Genomic DNA, 23,574 nt, shown 5'->3' on the forward strand with positions numbered 1-23,574 from the left:
CCTCGCTCTAGCTACTGGCTTGGTTCTAGTTCGTCGCCGATGGCTAAGGGTTGCCAGTTTCCTGAAAGGATGAACGAAGACCAATAGTAAGGATGCTGATAGGTACCCGTATTCAACATCTCGATTTGAGCATTCCGTAGAGCTTCACTGCGCCCTTGTCTCTTTTGCGTCAAGTTTTCGTAGAACAATGACATCAGCTCGCTAGTACCCCTATCATCTACTTGCCAAAGGCTCATTAGCTGACTTTCGGCGCCCGCAATGGCAAACGCCCGCCGCAGTCCATACACCCCATCTTCATCACTAATAGTGCCTACGCCAGTCTCACAGGCGCTCAGCACCACTAGCTGCGTTCCCTGCAAATCTAAATTAGCCGCTTCTAACGCAGTAAATATGCCATCTTCTATGATGCGATCACCGCCGCTGCGCCTTTCGTTTACCCCAGCTAGCGCCAGCCCCGAACGTAACAGCGCTTCTTCTGTAGCTGCCTCTACTGGCAACAAATCACTTTCTAAGCTATCTGCCGCGTCGGTATCGGTGTCTATCAAACTAAAGCTAGCACCACGACTATTCTTACTAGCCGCGGAGACCGTATCTGGCAAAAAGAACCCATGAGTAGCAATATGCAAAATACTAGGTGAGTCAACTTGTTTAAGACTGCTCTCAGTCGCTTCGGCTTCGGTCAGCAGCGTTGCATCTGGTAGAAGGGTTGCGATCGCAGCAGCTTCTGTTGCGGTTCCAGGTAAGGCAGAAAATCTCAGTGAGTTAGTTGCGATCGCTCGGCGATTATCATCACTACTAGAGGCCACAGCATCGACCGCGCCCTCAGCTACGCTGTAGTCAGGGTTAGCAATAATCACTGGTGGCTGCTGGCGAAAATTACTCACCGCACTGTTCGCTTCAAAGGTTATCAGGTCTCGGCCAGAAGCTAGATAGCTAATCTGAAAAGACTCAATTAAATACTTGTTCTGCTCGTCTACTAGCGCATCAAAAGGAATGACGTTGAGCTGATCGTCTGGAGAAATTAGCAAATGCGTCTTATCACCAATCAAAGGGCGAATCGGTGCCATGATCGCTTCATCTAGCTGCCTAGAGATTTCGTTGATATTGGCCGCGCGATTCTTTAGAGCACTTCTATAGCGGCTGACTAGCTGGTTGATAGTTTCGGTTTCTCCTAGATCCACAGTCTGAATATCGCCGCTTTTTGTTAGTACATAGGCCGCGTAGCGAGAATCCGTCAACCCATCAAAGGCTTCAAAGGGGCGGTAGGGCAAATAGGTGACTAGCTCTATTAGCGCCGCGTTTTCAGGAATCAATCGACCGACGGCTCCAGTAGAATTGAGTGCTAACTCTTCTACAGCGCTTTCAGAAAGAAAATCTTCTAGCTCCGGGCCCGCGCTGGCTGCTTGCAGCGCTTCTCTAATCTCTGAAATTCTCGCTGTTAATGCTTTCTCTCTATCGACATAGTCATCACTTGCAGGATCGCTGGCACTATCGAAGTAAAGATTTGACAGCAGCGTATTCTTCTCTACCAGCTCAACGACCAGTTCTCTAGTCTCTAGATTCTCTTGAAACAAGTATTGCTGTGAGTGGCGAATCAATCCTTCTAGCGTTCTGCCTTTACGCCTAAGAATGTTGAGCAGAGAGAGTTCTGCTGCTGTTTCTAGATCTTTCCCATCTAGCTGTTTTTCTACAAGCGCGGTGATAGGTGCATTTAGCTCATAGCTGCTAAAAGAGGAAAGTAGCTGCGCTATCTCTATCTCCTGCATATCTAGCAGTAGAAAGTTAGTCGCCGTCTCATTCTCTCTGATTGCGCTATCTCTAGATAAAAAAGCCAGCGCCTGATCAAACTCTTCCATCTCCCAATACAGTCTGAACAAAGGCTCAATCACAGATAGCTTGCTAACAGTCGTAGTCAAGCTTTGGGATTCCTCATCACCTTCTCTATTATGCTTGATTGACTTGGTGCGAACTTCCGAGAAAGTATCTTCTACGCCAGCCGCCTCATACAAAGCCAATCCCTGTTCGAGGAGCTTAATCAGACTGTTTGCTACATCCGCATCGAACTCACCGCTGTAGTCATCGGCAGATTCAAACACTCTATCTAATGAGCGTTCGAGAACTGCATCAAACTCTGACTCAATCGCCTGATCAAGTGTTCTTTGAAGCGGGTAGAGGACTCTTTTCTTTTGTGCAGGCTCCCACAGCGACAGACCACGTTCGTAGTAGCTCATAGCCTTGTCATAGTCGCCTTTGTCTCCAAAAGCAGCCCCTAGTAGGGTCAGAGCCTGTGGCTCTACACTTGATTCACTTACTTCACCTATAGATTGAACAATATCTAAGCTCTGCTGATAAAGCTCTATTGCCTGGTCATAGTGTCCTCTATCGCTGTAGACCGAACCCAGTATCAAAAGAGTTTGCGCTTCCATCTCTTGAGCGCCAAGGCTGCGGCTAATCGCTAGGCTAAGCTCTAAGGCGTCTTGAGCTTCTTCATACTGATGCTGAAGCGTGTGAATGGTCCCAACTCCGTCTAGGGCAGTCACGCTCTCTTGTAAATCGTCAACATGCTGTGCGGTTACAAACCCTTGCTGATAATATTCGAGCGCCATTGGATAGTGCTCAGATGCCTGAAGTGAGGCAGCAATTCTATTAAACGTTGTGGCTAGCCGAGCATAGTTACCGACTTCGTAGTAAATCGCAGCGGCCTGCGTCCAGTGCTGACGACTGTCTTGATATGCTCCAATCTGATAGTCAGCTTCACCCTGTTGGAATAGGCGCTCGGCCTCACTTTCTCTATTGCTAGAATGGCTTGCCTCAGGCTGATTTTGTAGAATGTGGATTTCTTCGATCGGCCTTGCGATCGTACTTGTCGTCCATGACGTTGCCCATAGTATTGTCAGCATAGAAACGCTAGCTGATGAGGCGAGTAGCGTCAGCAAAGGCTTGGAAAGGCTAGTCATAGAAGAGGTTAAATATTCACATAATGCCCAGATTGGATTGGCAGTTGTTTTTCCTGTAGCTTGGTTGTTAGCAAAGAGAGCTACAGTGAGTAATAAGGGTGCGATCGCTTTTCCTCAGGCTATTTTTTCCTTAGGCTATCTACGGAGATCTCTATCAATAGATAGTATCTGCTTATAAGTCATCAACATGGTGATATCATCAGCCCCTTGAGCCTGTTGGAGAAATGCTAGCGCCTGCCAGCTTATCAATAGGTCATAGCGGCCCATCTCTTCTGTTCCACTCTCTAGAATCTCTATCGTCTTTTTGGCTACTTCGATAGCGTCGGCATATCGCTGTTGCAGATGCAGATCTTCCCTGCGTTCTTTTAGATTTTCTACCAGCGTTATAGATACTCTAAATAGATCTGGATCTGTTCGGCTGTCCATAACCTGATTGAATGCTTTTCTTTTCTCTGCTAATTCTTCATAGCGTCGCTGATCTTCTAGCTCAAGCATTTCTGCAAGCATCTGATCTCGCCATGCTCTTACTTCTTTATATTCTTCAATTTGCCGATCAAGATTGAAGTTCTCTGTGGTTATTCTAGCTCTATGATCTGGTGCTATCTGTAGATCGGGACCTAATTCGTCTTCTATCATCAGAGGTCGCCAGTTTCCTGAGAGGATAAATGATGACCAGTAGTATGGGTGCTGATAGGTGCCCGTACTCAACAGCGCTATTTGGGCATTACGCAGGGCTTCACTGCGGCCCTGGCGCTTCTGAATCAAATTCTCGTAAAACAGCGACATCAGCTCGCTAGTGCCTGTATCGTCCACCTGCCAAAGGCTGAGTACTTGACTAGCTGCACCCGCCATCGTAAATGCACGCCTCATTCCGTATATGCCTTCGCCACTACTGACAGCTCCTAAGCCAGTTTCACAAGCGCTCAGCACGACTAGCTCTGTGTCGCGCAAATCCATCTCCGAGACTTCCAAAGCAGTCAAGATACCATCTTCGCCCTCCTCACCAGGATTGTTCGCACCTGTCAGCGCTAGGCCAGCTCTTAGCAAGGGACTTTCTACACCGCTAAGATCTACTTGGGAAGTTCCTTCAGTTGAAATAAGATCAAAGCTAGCATTTCGGTTGTTGGTGTTGCTCTCTCTTTCGAGCTTGTCAGATAGAAAGAATCCGTGGGTAGCAAAGTGTAGGATGAAGGGACTTTGTATTTGCTTGACGATATTTTCAGTGGGTTCATCTTGAGTCAAGAAGATGGCTCTAGGAATTAGATTCTTGAGCAGGTTGGCCTCTTGTAACGTGCCGGGTAGATCTATAAAGGACAACGTTTCAAAATCAACCGAGCGGCGGTTAGTGACAGCGGTTGCGATCGCTCTCTCAGCGTTTTCTTCTTCTCTTAGGCTAGAAGTATCATAGTCAGGATCAGCAATAACCACAAACGGTAGCCTGTGTGCATTACGTTGGATACTAGCACGAGTGTCTGCAAATCGGATTATATCTTTGCCAGAAGCGACATAGCTCATTTGATAGGATTCAATCAGATAGCTATCTGTCTCATCGACCAATGCCTCAAAGGGAATAGTATTAAGATAGCTATCTGGAGAGATGAGTAGATGCTCTATGTCTCGCTCTCCTATCTGGTCTTTTAGCAGTGAGCGAACTGGCTGCATGATCTGTTCGTCTAGCTGTCGGCCAATAGTTTTGGCCCTGGCAGATTTAGTCTGTAGCACCTGTCTAAAGACTGCGGCTTGACTGTTAATCTTTGCCGCATCACCTATGTCAACTACATTGATGCTTTGTGCGGTCAAAACATATGCAGCGTAGCGGCGATTATTTGAATTAGGATCAATGTATTCAACGATCTCTATGAGCGCTGAGTTTGCAGGCACATTTCTTCGTGCTTTCTCCAATATATCCGTATTGGCAGGCGGTAGGATTAGCCATTCTAAGACATCGCGATCTCTTCTTAAGAGTTCAAGGTTGATTTTTGTGATCTTGTCTTCTAGCGCAGTAACAGAAGGATTCTTTGTACGAACCGACTGAGCTGAACTCGTAGCTAGGCGCAAGTCTGCTAGTTCTCTATATAGCGTATTAAGTTCGCTTTGTATTTGCGGACTGATGTTTTCGCTTGTAGAAATAGCAGTCAAGCCGATCGCATCTAAAACTCTGCTTTTTTTGACTAGTGCAGTAGAGAAAGCTCGCCGAATCAGAGCATGGTCTTCATTAGTGCTATGAATGCTCTCGGTAATGAGTTCGCCTGTTCTTTCTTCGCTATAAGAGACTGCTAAACTGTCGTGCTCTTCTCTAGTTCCAATATTTCCGAGCACACCTTCTCCATTCACCTGCAATGGTATCAGCGTGCCGTAGACAGCCGCTGCCTTTTCAGGCATTCTCTCGGCCCAATAAATTTCTACTAACGACATGACTGCCGCGCCTAAAGCAGGTGTTCTATCAGCAATAGCCTTGAGATGTTCTATGTTTTCTGTCTTAAACAGAGCAAAAATCTCTTCGTAAACTGATCTTGCTGCGCTGTATTTTCCTTCTGCTTCATAGTCAGCGCCCATTTCGTATAGCTCTACTATTTTCCTTTCGAGGCTTTGGATATTGCTGACGACTAGGTCTCGGCCATTGGAACTGACGATTCCTTCACCCGTTCTTCGCACTTGTGCAGACGCCGTATAAGTAGGGCAGAGCGCCCCTATAAAGCAAAGCGCTGCGCTGCAGATCTGCAATAGTCTTTTCTTTCTACTTGTCAGAACCAAATTTCGAGTAATCATAGTCGTAAACGCATAGGTCCATATAGTAGTTTCTCAGCTCAATTACTTATTCTAACGGAGCCCAATCGCCAGAAAAGATAAATGAAGACCAGTAGTAGGGATGCTGATAGGTGCCTGTATTCAACAGTTCTAGCTGGGCGTTTCTCAGCGCTTCGCTACGGCCCTGTTTTTTCTCTATCAAGTTCTCGTAGTACAGCGCCATCAGTTCACTAGTGCCAATATCATCTACTTGCCACAGGCTCATTAGCTGACTTTCTGCGCCCGCTATAGCAAATGCCCGCCTTAGCCCATACACCCCGTCTTCGTCGCTGATTGTGCCCACACCCGTTTCACAGGCGCTGAGCACCACTAGCTGTGTACCGTTCAAGTTTAGGTTTGCGGCTTCTAATGCGGTGAAAATGCCGTCTTCTGTGATGCGATCGCCCCCACTGCTGCGGACATTCACGCCTGCCAAAGCTAGCCCGGAACGCAGCAACGCATTCTCGGTTGCTATATCAACAGGGAGCAAGTCTCCTGTAGAGGTACCATCAACAATATCAAAGCTAGCGCCTAATCCGCCACGACTATCGCCGTTCTGCGCTGAAGGGACATCAGGCAGAAAGAATCCGTGAGTAGCGATGTGAAGAATACTAGGTGAGGCTATTTTCTTAATAGCACTTTCGGTGGCTTGCTGTTGAGTAAGGACAGTGGCGTCTGGTAGAAACGTAGAAATTTTATCGGCCTCTACTGCGGTTCCCGGCAGTGCCGAAAATGTCAGCTTGTCTACTTCTACAGCTCTGAGATTGACGTTGGAGTTGCTGTTAGGATTACTACTAATCGGAACAGTCTCGGTGTCTATAGAGCTTAGATCTGTTGAGCGTTCGGCTGGGCTAGCGTAGTCGGGATTAGCGATGATGACTGGCGATCGCACACCTTCCGTATTGCCTTGAGAATCAGCACGTTGAAAGCCGATTAGATCACGGCCAGAAGATAGATAGCTAATCTGATAAGCCTCAATTAGGTACCGACCTTGTTCATCAACTAGCGCCTCAAAAGGAATCACGTTGAGCTGATCGTCAGGTGCGATTAGGAGCTGCGTTTTATCTCCAATCAAAGGACGAATCGGAGCGATCACTAATTCACTAAGCTGCTTAGAAATCTGATCAATGTTGGCAGAGCGATTTTTTAGTGCCTTACGATATTGAGCCACCTGTTGATTGATGACTGCTGACGCGCCGAGATCAACCGCCTGGATTTCGCCTTCTCTGGTCAAAATATAGGCTGCATAGCGAGGCTCTGTAAACCTAGAGAGAAAACCTGTTACTTCATAGGGACGATAGGTCACTAGCTCTATCAGCGCTGCCTCTGTCGGAATCAACTCTCTAACTGCCTTAGTCGATACAATTTCTGAAAACTGCTGATTGCTCTGCTGCGCAGCGGCCTCACCAATCTCTTCTAGCTCTTTTTCTATCTCTGTTATCTCTGCTTTTATCTCTTTCTCTCTAGCTTCGTAGTCTTCGTCAGAAAAACTATCACCGTTGAAATACAGGTTTGAAAGTAACGTACTTTTATCTCTTAGTGCGGCTAATAGCTCTTTACTTCTTTCATCCGCACCGGATAGATGCCGCTGCGAGTGAGCGACTAGTCCTTCTAGCGTTCTACCCTTTCGCCTGAGGATAGTAAGCAAAGACAATTCTGCAACCGTATCGCTATCGGTCAAATTGTCTACGAACGCCGTTACAGATGCGTTCAACTCGTAGCTAGAGGTAGTAATATCAAGCCCTGACAGCGCTACAGATGTTCCTGAAAATCCTAGATTTTCGATCATATTTTTTTCTCTGATCGAGCTTTCTCTTTCTAGAAATGAGATAGCCTGATCAAAGTTTCCTAGCTCCCAGTGCATTTTTGCCAGTGGACCAACAACACTGCGAATACCGACTGTAGTTGCGCCTAGCTCTACGCTATCGTCTATAAACAGATCGGAAAACGTCTCGTCTATGCCTGTTGCCTCATAGAGAGCTAGCGCGCCCTCTAATATCGCCAGCATCTCTGTTGGTTCTATCTTTTCTCTTTGTATGTAGGTTCTTTTTGCTCTTGTCAGCGTTCTTTCCAGCGTATAGAGTACGCTCTTTTTCCTTTCAGGTGGCAGCAGATCCACGCTCTGACGATAGTAGTCGATGGCTTCGATATACTCTTCGTTATGGCCGTATGAGACACCCAGTAGCAAAAGCGTATGAGACACATCGTCAGTCTGATTGAGGCTTTGCGCGATCGCTAGACTGCTTTTATAGAATTCTATCGCCTGATCGTACGCCTCTAGCTTGTTGTAAACAAAGCCTATATTCTTTAGTGCCTGAGCTTCTTTGCTGCGGTTGGCTATCCGCTCTGGCATAGATTGTCTGATAGATAGGCTCTGCTGGTAGTAGCCCAGCGCTTCAGAATAGTTTTCTAGCTTGAGGTAGGTTGTTCCTAGCTGCTCTGATATGTGCGCCTTTTCTCTTTCGTTATGGAAGGCTTTAACAAGCTCCCAGCTCTGACGATAGGCATCTGCAGCCGCCTCGTACTGCTCTAACCGAAGATAGTTAATAGCAGTGTTCTTGAGTGAGAGGAACACTAGCAAGGGTTTGTTTAACTGCCTGCTCAGCATCAATGCCTGTTGATTATAGCTAAGCGATTCAGCATAGTCTGCTTGCCTATGATATGCAAATCCATGACCCATGAGCGCCCTAGTCTCGCCTTCTAGAAAGTTTGTTGCTTGAGCGAGCGTTAGGCTCTGCCCATAGTAATCAAGCGCTGTTGGAAAGTCTTGCTGCTGGACTGCCAGTAGACCTAGATGATTTAGATTGTTGACTTCTCCTTTTTTGTAATCAATACTGCGGTTGATAGATAAACTTTCTGAGAGGGCGGATAGCGCCGCTGGATACTGACGTTGGACTGCATAGACAGTGCCAATACCGTCTAGGGCGATCGCAATCCCTTTTTGATCATTAGCATCACGCGCGATAGTCAAACTTTTCTCATGGTATTCCAATGCTTCTGGATACTCTTTGACAGCTCGGTACGCAATTGCAATTTTGTTCAGCGTAGCGGCTGATTGAGTGCGATCGCCACTTTCTTCGTACGCAGCTAGCGCCTGTTGCCAAAGCTGTCTGCTCTTATCAAATTCGCCTGTCCAGTAAGCATCTTCACCCTGTTGAAACAGCAGACCGGCGTTGCTTTCGCTCGCTATGAGTACTGAACTGTCGCTCTGCGTATTGAGGGCGCTATTGCGATCGCTCTGTTGCATAGGAGAAGCTACCGTAGCCGACAGCGCCCAAAAAACGATTGATATTGATGACGCAAGAACGAGAGTGAGCTTTTGGCAGCGCATAGTCACAGAGATAGGTTTGAAAAAGGTTTTTCTAGATGCGTTTACTTATTCTAGCGATCGCCAGTTACCCGAAAAGATAAACGAAGACCAGTAGTAAGGATGCTGATAGGTGCCTGTGTTCAACAAGACTAGCTGTGCATTCCTCAATGCTTCACTACGGCCTTGCTTTCTCTCTATCAGGTTTCGATAGTAGAGCTGCATCAGTTCGCTAGTGCCCGTATCATCTACTTGCCATAGGCTCATTAGCTGACTTTCGGCTCCAGCAATGGCAAAGGTTCGACGCAATCCATATACCCCTTCACCATTGCGGATAGAACCTACTCCCGTCTCACAGGCGCTAAGCACCACCAACTTGGTTCCGTTCAAGTCCAGACTAGAAGCTTCTAAAGCAGTAAAGATGCCGTCTTCTGTGCCGCTACTACGACTATTCGCACCCGCCAGGGCAAGACCAGAACGTAGTAAGGAATTTTCTAAATTACTGGGCGTTATTTGTGCTGGCTCTTCAGTATCAGTTAGATTAAAGCTAGCACCGAGACCGCCCCGGCTATTGGGATCAGTAGGGGGAATGAACTTCACGTCGGGAAGGAAGAACCCGTGAGTGGCAATATGGAGAATACTAGGCGCGCTCACTTGCTTAAGATTGTTTTCGCTAGCGTCATTTTCGACGAGGACTGTAGCGTTTGGGAGAAGCGGGGCAATAGCTGCGGCCTCTTTGGCAGTGCCGGGGAGAGGAGCGAAGTTTAGGCTGTTGAAATCAACCGACCTGCTATTGTTGCTCTCTGTTGCAGCGGCGGGCACCACTTCTGAATAGTTTGGATTGGCAATGATGATAGGCGGCTGTTGGCTAGAAGCATTTTCCTGAAGTTTCAACAAGTCACGACCAGAGGAAAGATAGCTAGTTTGGTAAGTCTCGATTAGGTAGCTGTTGTCTTCGTCGACAAGAGCATCAAAAGGAATCAAGTTTAGCTGGCTATCAGGGGAGAGGAGAAGGTGAGTTTTATTCGCTATGTGCGGACGTATAGGAGCCATTAGCGCTTGGTCTAGCTGACGAGCAATCATAGTCGTGTTAGCAGATCGAGCACTGAGTGCACTCTGAAGCTGCGTGACTAGCTGGTCGATAGGCTCAGCTAGTCCTAGGTCGATAGCTTTGGCTTCTCCCTGATGAGTGAGGATATAAGCTGCGTAGCGATCGCCCTCCCACGCAGGAGCACCGTTCTCGGGGTTGTATAAGGTATAGCGAATAAATTCGACTAAAGCAGCATTATCAGGAATCTGTTCTTGTACAGCTGGGATAGAAATAGGTGTGGTTTCCTCTCTGAACTCTGCACTGGCTCTAGATAGCTGTTCTTCTATTGCTTCTGCTTTTGTCTCTAGCTGAGTGAGTTCTATTTGATACTGTTGAGGAGTGCGATCGCCTATGCCGACAGAGCGCAAATTAGCTAGGGTCGCACGGGTAGTACTAAGCTCGTCTAGCAGCTGTTGTTGCGTGGGCGTTAACTGTTCACGTAAACGCTGTAATGACTGGGCAGTACTATCTAGCACTCTGCCCTTTCTCTGTAGAATGGTAGATAGGGCCAACTCAACCGCAGCAGAGTTTTCAGGCGCACTACGCATATTGAGAGAGATGCTGATGTCTGTTCGTGTTTCTAATCCCTGTATATAAAGCTGCCGCCTCTTTTCTGAAGCATCTAGCAGCATACTACTCAGGTTTTCTTCTTCTATTCTGTTGCTTGCTGTAAATAGTTCGATAGCTTGACTAACGTCACCTTCATTCCAGTACAATTCCGCCAGCGTGTTCAGATTAGCTGCAATAGTAGGATGATTTTCCCTTAGTACTGCTCTGTTAATTGATAAGGCGCGTTTCTGTAGAGGGAGTGCAGCGGTATAGTCACCTTGATTTGAGTACAGCATTGCTAAGTTACTTATGCTAGTTGCAACCTCTGGATGATTCTCTCCAAATATCGTTTTGCGAATTGATAAAGCCCGCTCTTGCAGTGGTAGCGCAGCTGTGTAGTCACGCTGTGCTCTATACAGCTCCGCTAGGCTACTTAGGATAAGCGCAACATCTGGGTGATTTTCTCCTAAAGCCGCTTCACGAATTGATAAAGCCCGCTCATACAGCGGGAGTGCAGCCGCATAGTTATTCTGAGACCAGTACAGTGATGCTATGTTGCTCAGGCTGGAAGCAACAGCTGTATGGTTTTCTCCTAAAGCTTCTCTACGAATTGATAGAGCGCGATCATGTAGCCTTAGTGCAGTTTCATAGTTGCGCTGCGAAGTGTACAAAAGTGCCATGTTACTTAGGATAGTAGCAACGTCTGGATGACTTTCTCCTAGTGCTGTTTCATAGATTGATAGAGTGCGTTCATATAGTGGCAGTGCAGACGTACCGATACCCTGCATTCTATACAGCTCTGCTAAGTTATTTAACACAAGGGCGGTGTCTATAGACTCCTTTCCTGTTGTTTCGCGAATTGCTAAGGAACGTTCATAGAGCGATCGCGCAGTTGTATAGTCACCTTGATCCACATGCAGCATCGCTAAGTTGTTCAAGCTCGTAGCGATGGATCGGTCATTTTCTCCTAATACTGCTCTTTTAATCGTCAAAGCACGTTCGTGTAGCGATTGCGCAGTTGTATAGTTGGCCTGTTCTGCATGCAGCATTGCTAAGTCATTCAAGCTAGCGGCGACCTCTAGATGGTCTTCTCCTAGGGTTGATTCACGGATCGCTAAAGCGCGTTCATAGAGTGATTGCGAGATAGCGTAGTTATCTTGATATTGATGCACGCCTGCCAGGCTATTCAGACTGGTAGCCACTTTCAGGTGATTCTCTCCTAGCGCTGTCTCGTAGATTGTCAATGCACGTTCGTATAGTGATTGCGCGGCTGTATAGTCTCCTTTCTTTGTATGCACTAATGCCAAGTTGCCTAGACTAGTAGCCACGTCTAGATGATTTTCTCCTAGCGCTGTTTCGTGAATTGATAGCGCCCGTTCATACAAAGGCTGGGCAGTCGTATAGTTACCCTGTTCATAGTGAAATGCTGCTATATGATTCAAACTGTGAGCCACGTCTAGATGATTTTCTCCTAACGCTGTTTCACGAATCGATAGCGCCCGTTCATATAGAGGTAATGCAGCTGTGTAGCTGCCCTGATCTTGGTATAAGTTTGCTAAGCCAACTAAGCTAACTGCGACTTTTGGGTGATTTTCTCCTAGTGCTGTTTCACGAATCGATAGCGCCCGTTCATACAGCGGTAATGCAGCTGAATAGCTGCCTTGATAGTAGTGTAGTAGCGCCAAGTTATTCAGGCTATTAGCAACGGCTGGGTGATCTTTCCCCAAGGCTGTTTCATAGATTAATAAAGCACGGTCATGCAGCGGTAGTGCGGTTTCGTAGTTGTCTTGATCTTGATGTAGTACTGCTAGCCCATTCAAGCTGTATGCCACGCCTATATGGTTTTCTCCAAGCGCTGTTGTGCGAATTGATAAGGCCCGCTCATACAAAGGCTGCGCAGCTGCATAGTCCCCTTGTGCCCGATATAGTGCCGCTAAGCGGTCCACGCTATCGGCAACGTCTATGTGGTTTTCTCCTAATGTTGCTTCTTGTAGCCTCAGAGCTTCCTGTGCGATGAAGACATCTTCTGCGTACTGGCCCATTTCTGCTTCTAGCTCAGCAATGGCAGATAGCATCAATGTTTCACCTGCATCGTCTTGCAGTTCTCTCTCTAGCTCTAGACTTTGTCGATAGGACGCCAGCGCATCTGCGTAGCGTTCAGAGGATTGTTGAACATAGCCTATTAGCCCTAGAATATCTGCCTCGCTAGCGCGATCGCCGATCTCACGGCTAAGTACGATGCCTCGCTGATAAGCCTCAAGCGCCTCATCGTAGCGCTCGATAAGAGCATAGCTACCTGCCAAACCATTAATGGCTTGCAAAGTTCCAAGGCGATCGCCCACCTTTTCTTTTAGATTGACTGCTTGTTCATAAGCGGTGATCGCCTGCTCGTAGTTTTTTAGCGTAAAGTGGACGATGCCAAGATTGACAGCAGCACGCGCCTCGCCTACTCTATAGCTCGCCGCCCGACTAATTTCTAAGCTTTGCTGATAGTAGCTAAGCGCTTTAGGTAAATCTTGTTGATCTAGATCTTGTTGAGATAGATAGACGCTACCAATATGGTCTATGTTGTCAGCTCTGCCAATATGATTATCGATACTTTCATTAATTTCTAAACTCTCTTCAAATAACGGTAGCGCTTCTGAATAGTCTCCTAGCAATAAATAGACGGTACCAAGACTATCTAAAGCAATTGCCTCAGCTTCTGCACTGCTGCTACTGCGCGCAGCACTCAAGCTTTGGGTAAAGTAGTCAATCGCGTCATCATACTGGCCCAATGTTCTGTTGACTAGTCCTAGTTTGTTGAGTGCGATCGCTTCAGCTTCTATATCGCCCGTTTGCTGATAGTGAGCGATCGCGACTTCCCACCTTGACATTGCCGTATCGTAATCCCCGGCCCGATACGCCGTTTCTCCTTGCTGGAACAAAGCATCTGCGGCTGTACTATCTTCCTCAACCGTATGAGCTATCGTTTGACTTGTCAGTAAGTCTGCCGCTGTTTCCTCCGCCATTGACTGAGCAATCGCCGGGTTAATCAGGAAGGTAGCCGCAATAGGCAAAAAGAGCAGGGCTGGCTTTTGATAGAACATAACGGTCAAGGCAAATACTCTGTACTATTTTTCTTTATGGATTCACCTGTTCTAACGGCCGCCAATCGCCGGAAAAGATAAACGAGGACCAGTAGTATGGATGCTGGTATGTACCCGTGTTCAACAGTTCCAATTGAGCATTCCGTAGCGCTTCGCTGCGACCCTGCTTGCTCTCTATCAGGTTCTCGTAGTAGAGCTGCATTAGTTCGCTAGTGCCCATATCATCCACTTGCCACAGGCTCATGAGCTGACTCTCGGTCCCGGCGATCGCGAACGCCCGCCTCAATCCATATACCCCCTCCCCACTACTCGCCGCGCCTATGCCAGTCTCACAGGCACTGAGTACAACTAGTTTAGTTCCGTATAGATCCAATCCAGAGGCTTCTAGCGCGGTAAAAATGCCATCTTCACTACCGCTGCTGCGGCTGTTAGCGCCCGCAAAAGCTAGTCCCGAGCGTAATAGAGGATTCTCTAGATTGCTAGGTGTTACCTGCGCGGGCGTTTCCACATCGACTAGATCAAAGCTAGCCGCTCTGCTGTTCGCATCAGGAACAACAAATGCGACGTCTGGTAAGAAGAAGCCGTGAGTGGCGATATGCAAGATATTGGGCGCAGAGACTTGCTTTAGAGCGCTTTCGGTGGCTTGTTGTTCGGTTAAGAGGGTTGCAGCAGGCAGTAGCGAGGCAATCGTGCTGCCCTCAGATGCTGTTCCTGGCAGTGCACTAAAGTATAGAGAATTCGCATCTACCGATCGTTGACCCTCACCCGCACCGCTAGTACTGCCTTCGAAGCTGGGATTGGCAATCACGACAGACGCTTGACGACTCGGGACATCTGCTCGAAGCTTTAGCAGATCCCGGCCTGTGTTGAGATAGCTAATTTGATAACTTTCAATCAGATATCGACCTTGTTCATCAACTAAGGCATCAAACGGAATTAAATTCAGCTGGCTATCAGGAGAAACTAACAGATGAGATTTGCCCGACAGAAAAGGGCGAATGGGGGAAATCAACTGTTCGTTCAGTTGCTGTGCGATCGCATTAGCCCGTTCAGAACGATTGCTGAGCGCTTGCCGAAACTCAGAAACTAACTGTTCAATTGGCTCAGCATCCCCTAAATCTACGGCCTGAATATTCCCTTGATCTGTTAGCACATAGGCCGCATAGCGGTATCCCCGTTCGCGAACATGCGGACTATACGCGTGATAGCGAACAAACTCAACTAGAGCAGCGTCTCTAGGAATATTTCTGCTAATGGATTCTATGGTGATTTCTTCAGAACTTGCTGAAAACGCTGCGCTGCGACGGGCCAACGCTTCGTCAAGTTCTTCCGCGCGAACTTCTAAATCCTGGACTTTATCGCTATAGTCCGTATCAGCTTGGAGACGGTCGCGATCAAACTTAAGCGTTGCTAGTTCTGATCGAACCGTATTAAGTTCATCAAATAGTGCTTTTTCTTCAGCAGATAAATCGGCTCTAAGTGCTTGGGAAGTGTTAGCAACCGCCTCTAAAATTCTTCCTTTTCTTTGAAAAATAGTGGTTGCGGCTAGAGTCGCTGCCTTTCTCTTCGTGTCAGTATCAGATAGAGAGTCGACCAGATGAATAGAAATGTTTGCATTGATCGAAGCCGAAATCCCTTTGATGTATTCCTGCCTTCGAGATTCTGAAGCACTTGCTAGAACTGTATTAAGATTAAATTCTTCGATAGCATTGGCCTGCCAGAATAAATCGATGGCCTGCGCTATATTGTTGTTCTCATGCTGGAGATCGCCTAGGCTGTTTAGTGCGCGAGCTGTATCTGGATGGTTGTCTCCGTAGAGTGATCGCGTAATTTCAATTGAGCGTTCGTACAAGGGCAGCGCTGTGTCAAAATTGTTCTGACTTGTATAGGCTAGAGCCAGATTGTGTAGCGTCGAGGCGATGATGGTATTTGGTTCATCAAAGACAGCTTCTAATACTACGAGCGCTTGCTTGTAGAGCGAGATAGCTGGAATATGATCGCCTTTTGCCGCGTATAGTAGCGCTAAATTGTTGAGGCTAGCGCCAACCAAGTAATGATTTCTGCCTAAGGTAGATGATCTGATCGATAGCGCCCGCTCGTACAGCCGCAGCGCCTTTGTATATTCGCCTTGTCCAGAGTATATCGAGCCCAAACTTTCCAGCGTATTGGCGATACGGATGTGCTCTTTTCCATAGGCTTGTTCTAATATCTCAAGTGCCTGTTCTACTAACGGTGTGGCCTTTGAGTAGTTGTTTAGACCTTGATAAGTCGAACCTAAACCCGCTAGGCTAGCCGCTAGGCGAGTATCTTCGCTCTGTGGATCTGCTTTGTATGCGGCGATCGCTCGCTCATAGACCGGAATAGCCGCTGTAAAATCACCTGTCGCAGCGTAGAGGTTGGCGATAGAATGCAGCCCTGACGCATAGTCTTCACTTTCTGTGCCAAAGGTGCTTTCTCTGATCACAAGTGATCGCTCAAACGCAGGCAATGCCGTCTCATAGTCGCCGACGTCGACATAGGCTTTGCCCAGTGAAGTCAGCGCATAGGCAACATGGATATGTTCAGCGCCATTTGCATTTTCAATAATCGCAACAGTTCTTTCAAACATAGGAATAGCGCGATTGTAGTCTCCTTGTTCTACATACACTTTTGCGAGACCGTTTAATACTACAGCAGTGGTGTAATGATCTTGGCCTAAAGCTGCTTCACTACGGGATAAGGCTTTTTCATAGAACGACTGGGCAGAGTCGTAGTCACTTAGCTGAAAGTGCAGCTCGCCCACATCTTTTAAGCTGTTGATTGTATCTGGATGCTCTAGGCCCAAAGCGCTTTCCCTGATCGCCAGAGCTTCTATAGCGAGCGGTAATGCTTCTGCGTAGTTACCTGCTGTGTAGAGCGATGCAATTTGTTCAATTAATTCGTCTGCAGCTTCTATCGATTGAGATGAGGTCGTGGTTTGTTCGGGTTGAGCTGTGACCGCAAGCGTAAGTGGAAAGCCGCTCAGATTAACCATACAAACAGCTAAGAAGAGGCGCTGTCGGAGTTTCATGCTTTATCTACCTGCTGCTCGAAGATTTGCCAAATTCTCGGAAACTACGCTCAGCCCTGGATAATCTTCTCCATGAACGTTAATGATAATTTCAATAGCGCGTTCAAACAGAGAAACCGCTTGGTCATAGTTACCTTGTTCTTGATAGTCCAAAGCTAAATTGTTGAGCGTTGGTGCAAGATTCCCGTAGGCTGTCAAGGTCGTAGGGTTCTCTTCGCCATAGGCTGCGACTAATATTGCGATCGCCCTTTCATGGAGAGGTAATGCTACTTCATTTTGTTCTGCCTCTCGATAAGTCCCGGCCAAATTGTTTAGCGATATCGCCAGACTTGGATCGTTTGGGCCTAAGGCAGCTTCTTTGACAGTGATCGCCTGCTCGTAAGTTGCGATCGCTGCTGGATAATCTCCTGTACTTCTATGAAGTTCGGCTAAGTTGTTGAGCGTTCTAGCGTAGTCTGGATGGTCCTCGCCGATTGCGGTTTTCTGTGCGTCTGAGGCTCTTTCATAGAATTCAATTGCCTTGTCAGTATCGCCTAGCTCGTAATGCATGATGGCAATATCACTGAGGTTTGCAGCATACTCTGGATGAAAGGTGCCAAGGCTATCTGCTTTAATGGCCAGCGATCTTTCTAACAGCGAAAGGGCAGTCTCTGGCTCCCCTACGGTATGGTAATAGACTGCCAGGTCGTTTAGCATGTAGGCAACATCTACATGATTTGGTCCTAGTATTTGCTCAAAGATAGCTAGCGCCTTTTGGCCATTAGCAATGCCTTCCTCATAGCGGCCCTCTTGATGCAGCCATTGAGAGGCCCCTTTCATTCTATAGGCTAGCTCTAGCTGTTCTTCTTGAGTCAGTGTTTCAAGTGTTGCTTCAAAGTCTGCTTCTGTAGTTGTGGTCTCTTGCGCAGTTGCCCTCAAAGAAATCATTGGCATACAGCTAATACCTAGAACACACATCGCCAATACTGACAGTCGTTGAAATCGATTTGCCACGGTAGTTCTACTTCCTCTCACGTTTGCTCTTCCATTTATTTTTCTAGATGCTCTGACTTATGCATTTCCTTATGCAACCTCAATCACGGTAGAAGAGATAGCGATCGCGCTGCCATCGACAACACTGGCAGTGCTATTCACATCTGCTACTCCAAAAGTCGCATTCCGAGAGATATTGTCAAAGTCACTGAGCAAAGAGCCTAGGAATCCAATACTGTCATCACCACCGACTGGCACATAGCCATCCGCACTGCGAGAAATTTCCTGCAGTCCGCGCAGAGCGTTGCGCAAAGAGCCCGTGCTAGTGATGGTCATTACTTCTAAAAAGCCAGCACCACCAACTTCAAAAGCTTTGCCCGTTTCAGGCTTGGGGATGACCACTTCAGAATCAGGTGCGATTAGGGCCGCGTCTTCTGGCGCGTCCCATTCGTAGGGATAAACCACCGTCATTTTGCCAGAAGGATCAATTACCAAACAGCTTAGATACAGGGATTGATTCGGGTCACTGTTCTGGACGCGAATTCTAAGCTGACTACCGGCATTGAAAGGCTCAATCTCTAAGTCAAGCGATCGCGCTTCAGAATTGAGCGCTCTAGAACCAGACAAAGGTAGCGAAGGCCCTCCACCGACGGTAAAGATCTCACCGGATACTTCCAAAGAAGAAGCGGTATTCGATAGCGCGTTTAATACTTTGTTGACTAACAGCAGCTTGAGCTGAGGCTTTAGTCTGTTCACCGCTGCGGTAACCGTTTCGTCTATGCGCCCGTAGGAAGTAGGTGTGGGCTCCATCGCTGGAGAAAATAGAGAAAGTGTATTCACAGGAGGGAGAGTATCTTCGTAGCCTTCGGCGATCAGCTCAGCTCTATACTCTTCCGTCATACGACCAAAGATATAGTCCAATGGAGTGGTGCCATCGACAGCAGTGACTTCTAGCTGCGATCGCCCACTGCCTTCAGAAACTAGCGCGTTAGATAAAGCAGCGATCGCTTGATCAACCTCTTCTCCTAACGATTCATGTACGCCAACTCTCAGCTGTGGATTACTCTCTAATCCCACTAGCGTCTCACGCAGCAGCATTCCTGGCTTCGGCTCTCCCTCTCCCGATATTTTCTTACCAATCGCCCGTAGCCCGTTCCGCGAAGCTTGTTCTATCTCTGCGACCGGTTCTCTGGCGGCATCTAGCACCGTGAATCGCAGGGCTTCATTGGTGAGTGCTAAAGATTGAGCAGAGAGACCGCCTAGCCAGTACTCAACTTCGTCGCCGCTAATGCTAGTAATAACAGCCTCTGCTGGTCCGCTAGCTGGCGATGTGAAGTAGATCGGCTTATCTAGGCTATCGCTACCGGGTGCGGCCTGGAACAAAGGCACCTGTGAATGATGTTTGGCAGCAGCGGCGGCTTTGGTGCTGCGAGTTAGGTTTACACGGATAGATTCTGCTCTGGTGCTACCGGGTAGCTGCCACAGATAGCGAGTGAGCAGGTAGCTAAATGCGCCTGCTTTGAAGCCGTCAAAAGGCGCGTCTAAGGCTAACTCACTGAACTGGGCTGAACCAATGCTCAATCCATTGGAAATGCCCGCTTTTCGCTCTGCTAAAAAGTCTTCTGGGGAAAGTCCCTGGGCTGCTAGCAATTGGCGCTGTAACTCGAACTCCGCAGGAATGGCCTCATAGCCAGAACTGCCAGCTCTAAGCAAATCGCGAGAGATCGCTCGAACTCGGCCAGTACCCCGCGTACCACCGCCAGAATGACAGCTATCAAGAATCGTCGTGACGTTGTTGGTTTGAAGCGATCGCGCTAGCAAAAACAGCGTGCGGCCCGTAATCACTGGCAGCTTGGGCGTACCCCCACCGACATTAGACAGCGGATCATTCAGAATAATCGCGCCATTTTCATCACTATTTTCATAGATTGGATCAGGATCTTTTACCGGCACACCGTGACCCGAATAGTGAAATACCACGACATCTCCTGGTTTGGCCTGCTTCACTAGGTGCTCGTTGTAGGCATCTAGCACATTCTGCCGAGTGGGACCGATATCTTCACCGTCCGAAATTTTGAGCACGTCTGAGGGCGCAAAGCCAAACTTATTCACCAGTAGCTCATACTGCAAATCCACATCGGTCAGGCAGCCGCCTAAGTCAGGAATTGGGCTGGGGTAGTCATTTACACCAACCAGCAGCGCTAGCTTACGGGGAGTGCTCTGGGCGATCGCCTGCCTATATCCTTCTGCCTGCTTTAAAAAGTTTGCCTGACTTAGGCCCATTGCAGCTAGGGTAGAGCCAGCAAACTGTAAAAAATGTCGACGCTTCATATTTCGGGTCTAAATCCTGCAATAAACTATCGTTACCTAGGTATCTTTCTACGTAAACACATCCTATTCAGATAATTTTCAACCGTAGAAAATAAAGTTACAAAGTCAATGGAATGATCTGAATAACTTCATAAACCGCCAGAAAAACCTCTTTACATCCGGTCTACAATTTTTTTATGACAGATGTTTATAGCCTAAAAGTCACTCAGGTCGAACAGGTCTGTTTTTTTGAGCTGACTTGGGGTAGAGGTCGTCGACTCACCGCAAAGCTTCCGTATCCCGCTCAGGTAGAAGCCCTCTATCAAAGCTGGCAGCGAGTCTATCTAAACTACTATCAATCGGCGCTGCGTCCGGACGCTTTGAATTTAGATCCAAACCTTGGCCCTGATTCCGGTCTTAATTTAGGCACGAACTTGGGCCTAAGAGGGCGAGCTGTGACCTCTGGCCAGCTTACGGCTAAAACCGATTGGCATGGACAACTTGTACAGGCTGAAGCTAAGCTCCTGTATGAATTTCACCAATGGCTGCGGAATGCGGCGCTATTCGATATTCGCAGTGAGCTAGCGCGAAGAATAGCTGAGCCACCGCCTGCTAAACCTATTGGAGAAGGCTCAGTAGGTTTAGATCTGTTAGTTGCCTGCGATCCATTAGACCTAGGTCGGTGGCCTTGGGAAGAGTGGGAGATCAACGCTGAGTATGGTTCAAACCGACTCGTACGCATTGCCCGGTTGCCGATGAACGTACATGAAGCGCTCACGCAGGTTCGCCGGTCCCATACGGCTGCTAGGGTGCTAGTCATTCTAGGTGACGATACGGGTCTAGATTTTGAAGCAGAGCTAGCGGCGATTGTTGCCCTAAAGCGGCTTGCCCAAATTACGGTCATAGGTTGGCAGCCAGGTGTAGATACTACCTGGTTAAAGCAAAGGATCTGCGACACCATTCAGAGAGATTCTGGCTGGGATATGCTGTTGTTCTTTGGTCATAGTAATGAGGCTAATGCCGTAGGTGGACAAATTGCGATCGCCCCACAGACTACGCTTTCACTGCGCGAGCTAGATCCTTATTTGCGAAAAGCCAAACAGCGGGGACTAAAGTTTGCACTTTTCAATTCTTGCAAAGGACTCGATATCGCCAACGCTTTGATCGATATTGGTCTAAACCAGGTTGCCGTTATGCGCGAGCCGATACATAACCGTGTGGCCCAACTCTTTTTAATTCAATTCATGCAAAGTCTTGCGAGCTTTGACGATGTGCATACGGCCTTGCAAAAAGCGAGTCAGTTCCTACGTTCGAAAAGTAATCTTACCTACCCATCGGCTCATCTCGTTCCTTCTCTTTTTCGCCACAGCGATGCTGTTCTATTTCGGCTACAGCCCGTTGGCTGGCGGGCTCGGATCAACGAGCTTTTGCCGCATACCCGTTGGCAAACCGCCGCCTTGTGTCTGATTGCAGGGCTGAGTTTGTTTAATCCGGCAACTGAGGCACTCACCGCTCGGCGCCTACAGGTTCAAGCTGTTTACAGAAGCATTACTAGGCAAGTTCCCACAGAGCCGTCGCCCGTGACTTTAGTAGAGATCGATGACTTATCAATCCGAGAAGGCTTTCCAAACGGGATTCCAAATCCGATCGACCGAGCTTATCTTGCTAGCATTCTCGATCGGCTCAGTGCCTTACAAGCACAGGTAGTAGGGATCGATTATCTGCTTGATCGCGCTCAAGAGCAAAACGATCAGCGCTTTGCTCAAGCAGTCTCTGAGTCTGTAGCTCAAGGAACCACACTAGTGTTCGGTTCGGTTCTACAGCCTGAAGGCGAGGTTGGAGTTAGAGAAGATCTCGCTAGTCTGAACTGGGCAATGCAGGGCTATACCAATACACCCAGAGGGTACTTGCGGGTACTGCCAGCAGGGAGTAGTTGTGTAGAGCGCTGTCCTTTCTCATATCTGCTAGCGATCGCCCAAACAGCTCACCAGGCAGCCCAACGAACTGTCCGTCAAGCTGATCTCCAGACCGAACTGCAATTGGCGATCGCTCCCGATCTCGATAGCCAAACTGACTATCGCCGCACGCTACTCACCACTGTACAACGACAAGATAGTGATCTAGTGCCAAGCGATCTCTATGGGCTAAGACTTTCTCCGTGGGCAAGTATCTCACGCTGGTGGAATCAACGCTGGCTGCACCCTCTGCTAGATTACTCACTACCGCCTGATGCAATCTACAGCAAACTTAGTGCTTATCAGCTTTTACACTTCCCAGAGGCGCAGCTAGCGAATCAGATCGATTGGCAAAATCAGGTTATTATTATCGCTTCAGGTGCCTACGATGAAGCGGGAACTGGCGCAATTAGAGATTATATTAGTGCGCCAGGTGTGATCGCTTTCTGGAGATCTCAAACAGGTGACCAATCGCGGGGAATGACTCGATTTACAGGCGGCGAAACCAACGCCTACGCCGTTCATCACTTTCTTAGAAGGCATTATCTGACACCCATTCCAGATACTTGGCTAGTGGGCATTGGCGTATTTGTAGGCGCAGGAGCTGTTTGGCTTTACCAGCGCCGGCAGCCTCCCTACCGTCATCGGCAACTTGCGTTGCTAGGAGCTAGTTTGGGATATGGTGGGCTTAGCCTACAGCTAGGTGTTACTAGCCAACTGTTGCTTCCTTGGCTATTGCCAGTTGCTACCGTCTGGGTATTTTGTCTGCCAATGGTTCTACCTACTGTCTTTGCTGCTAAACAATCTTCAAGTCTCTTATGACCTTTTTCGCTGTACTAAAGTCTGTTGGTATATCGATGTTGCTAGTGCCCACTGTATGGTCAGCGGGTATGAGTGTTCAAATTGAAGCAGCAAGCGCGCAAACTCTTGAAAGAGAGCTATCCGCTAGAGATTTCTCGTTTCGCCAGTTGTTTAAGAGAATTTTTCGAGATGATGAATGGCAAGATCCGCCCACTATTTCTAGAGGTGAGCTATGTTTGTTAGCCCCCGCTTGGGCTGGGCAAGAAATGCTGGTGTGGCATGAAGGTCCTGTTTTTGTTTGGCGAGGAGCGATCGCAAAGATGGCAGTCGTAGATAGTGTGAACAACGCTGTGATGTGGGAGTATGAGCCGCAATTACAGCAGAGATTCGTGCAATACGAAGGGGAGCCTTTACAATCTGGTCGCCTCTATCGTTGGCAGGTCTATGATGATGGGGAATCAACGGCACCGATTGCTTCTGCTTCGTTTGAGGTGATGTCTAGAGCCCAGCAACAGCTAGTGGCGAATGGATTGGCTATTGCAGAGAGTAAGGTGGCAGGGATAGCAGCCTCAAAACTGACGAGGGTAGAGTATTTTGCCGCGCGAGGGCTGCCTACGGATGCACTGCAATCTCTTTTTTTAATCAACTCAACGGATGTAGATCTAGTAGAAGCGCGGCAAGAGACGGTAGATAGGTTATGCGAGTAGG

The 23,574-nt window shown here is 48.0% G+C and carries 9 protein-coding genes; 2 read left to right on the forward strand and 7 right to left on the reverse strand.

Annotated features, from left to right (window positions below):
- Nucleotides 1–11: 11 nt before the first annotated feature.
- The 7 genes from S7335_RS14195 to S7335_RS14225 form a co-directional block, all read right to left on the reverse strand.
- Nucleotides 12–2,957, reverse strand: a complete 2,946-nt coding sequence (locus S7335_RS14195; protein WP_006457098.1) for a CHAT domain-containing tetratricopeptide repeat protein — start codon at nt 2,955–2,957, stop codon at nt 12–14.
- A gap of 135 nt (nt 2,958–3,092) precedes the next feature.
- The gene (locus tag S7335_RS26025) at nt 3,093–5,726 is read right to left on the reverse strand and encodes a CHAT domain-containing protein (protein ID WP_006454237.1); all 2,634 of its coding nucleotides are present in this window, start codon (nt 5,724–5,726) and stop codon (nt 3,093–3,095) included.
- 46 nt (nt 5,727–5,772) lie between these two features.
- Nucleotides 5,773–8,991 (reverse strand): CHAT domain-containing tetratricopeptide repeat protein, encoded by a 3,219-nt coding sequence (locus tag S7335_RS26030; RefSeq protein ID WP_006453571.1) that lies wholly within the window; start codon nt 8,989–8,991, stop codon nt 5,773–5,775.
- A gap of 129 nt (nt 8,992–9,120) precedes the next feature.
- Entirely contained in the window at nt 9,121–13,779 is a 4,659-nt protein-coding gene (locus tag S7335_RS26035; protein ID WP_050765893.1) for a tetratricopeptide repeat protein, read from the reverse strand.
- A 34-nt stretch (nt 13,780–13,813) separates the two neighbouring features.
- On the reverse strand, nt 13,814–16,828 hold the full coding sequence (locus tag S7335_RS14215) for a CHAT domain-containing protein (RefSeq protein WP_006453680.1): 3,015 nt from the start codon (nt 16,826–16,828) through the stop codon (nt 13,814–13,816).
- A 3-nt stretch (nt 16,829–16,831) separates the two neighbouring features.
- Complete coding sequence (locus S7335_RS14220) at nt 16,832–17,821, reverse strand: tetratricopeptide repeat protein (protein WP_006456145.1); 990 nt, start codon at nt 17,819–17,821, stop codon at nt 16,832–16,834.
- Nucleotides 17,822–17,890: 69 nt separating this feature from the next.
- The gene (locus tag S7335_RS14225; protein ID WP_006457403.1) at nt 17,891–20,131 is read right to left on the reverse strand and encodes a caspase family protein; all 2,241 of its coding nucleotides are present in this window, start codon (nt 20,129–20,131) and stop codon (nt 17,891–17,893) included.
- A 176-nt stretch (nt 20,132–20,307) separates the two neighbouring features.
- Here S7335_RS14225 and S7335_RS14230 point away from each other — a divergent pair, with 176 nt between their 5' ends.
- Entirely contained in the window at nt 20,308–22,887 is a 2,580-nt protein-coding gene (locus S7335_RS14230; RefSeq protein ID WP_006454501.1) for a CHASE2 domain-containing protein, read from the forward strand.
- Nucleotides 22,884–23,573: a hypothetical protein gene (locus tag S7335_RS14235; RefSeq protein ID WP_038016259.1), complete on the forward strand. Its 690-nt coding sequence runs from the start codon at nt 22,884–22,886 to the stop codon at nt 23,571–23,573. Before S7335_RS14230 ends, S7335_RS14235 begins: the two co-directional genes overlap by 4 nt.
- Nucleotide 23,574 lies beyond the last annotated feature (1 nt).

It is taken from the genome of Synechococcus sp. PCC 7335 (assembly GCF_000155595.1).
Lineage (GTDB): Bacteria > Cyanobacteriota > Cyanobacteriia > Phormidesmidales > Phormidesmidaceae > Phormidesmis.

Coding starts and splice junctions, on each gene's coding strand:
- S7335_RS26025 (WP_006454237.1), bottom strand. CDS start 5,726: ATGATTACTCGAAATTTGGTTCTGACAAGTAGAAAGAAAAGACTATTG.
- S7335_RS26035 (WP_050765893.1), bottom strand. CDS start 13,779: ATGTTCTATCAAAAGCCAGCCCTGCTCTTTTTGCCTATTGCGGCTACC.
- S7335_RS14215 (WP_006453680.1), bottom strand. CDS start 16,828: ATGAAACTCCGACAGCGCCTCTTCTTAGCTGTTTGTATGGTTAATCTG.
- S7335_RS14225 (WP_006457403.1), bottom strand. CDS start 20,131: ATGAAGCGTCGACATTTTTTACAGTTTGCTGGCTCTACCCTAGCTGCA.
- S7335_RS26030 (WP_006453571.1), bottom strand. CDS start 8,991: ATGCAACAGAGCGATCGCAATAGCGCCCTCAATACGCAGAGCGACAGT.
- S7335_RS14195 (WP_006457098.1), bottom strand. CDS start 2,957: ATGACTAGCCTTTCCAAGCCTTTGCTGACGCTACTCGCCTCATCAGCT.
- S7335_RS14235 (WP_038016259.1), top strand. CDS start 22,884: ATGACCTTTTTCGCTGTACTAAAGTCTGTTGGTATATCGATGTTGCTA.
- S7335_RS14230 (WP_006454501.1), top strand. CDS start 20,308: ATGACAGATGTTTATAGCCTAAAAGTCACTCAGGTCGAACAGGTCTGT.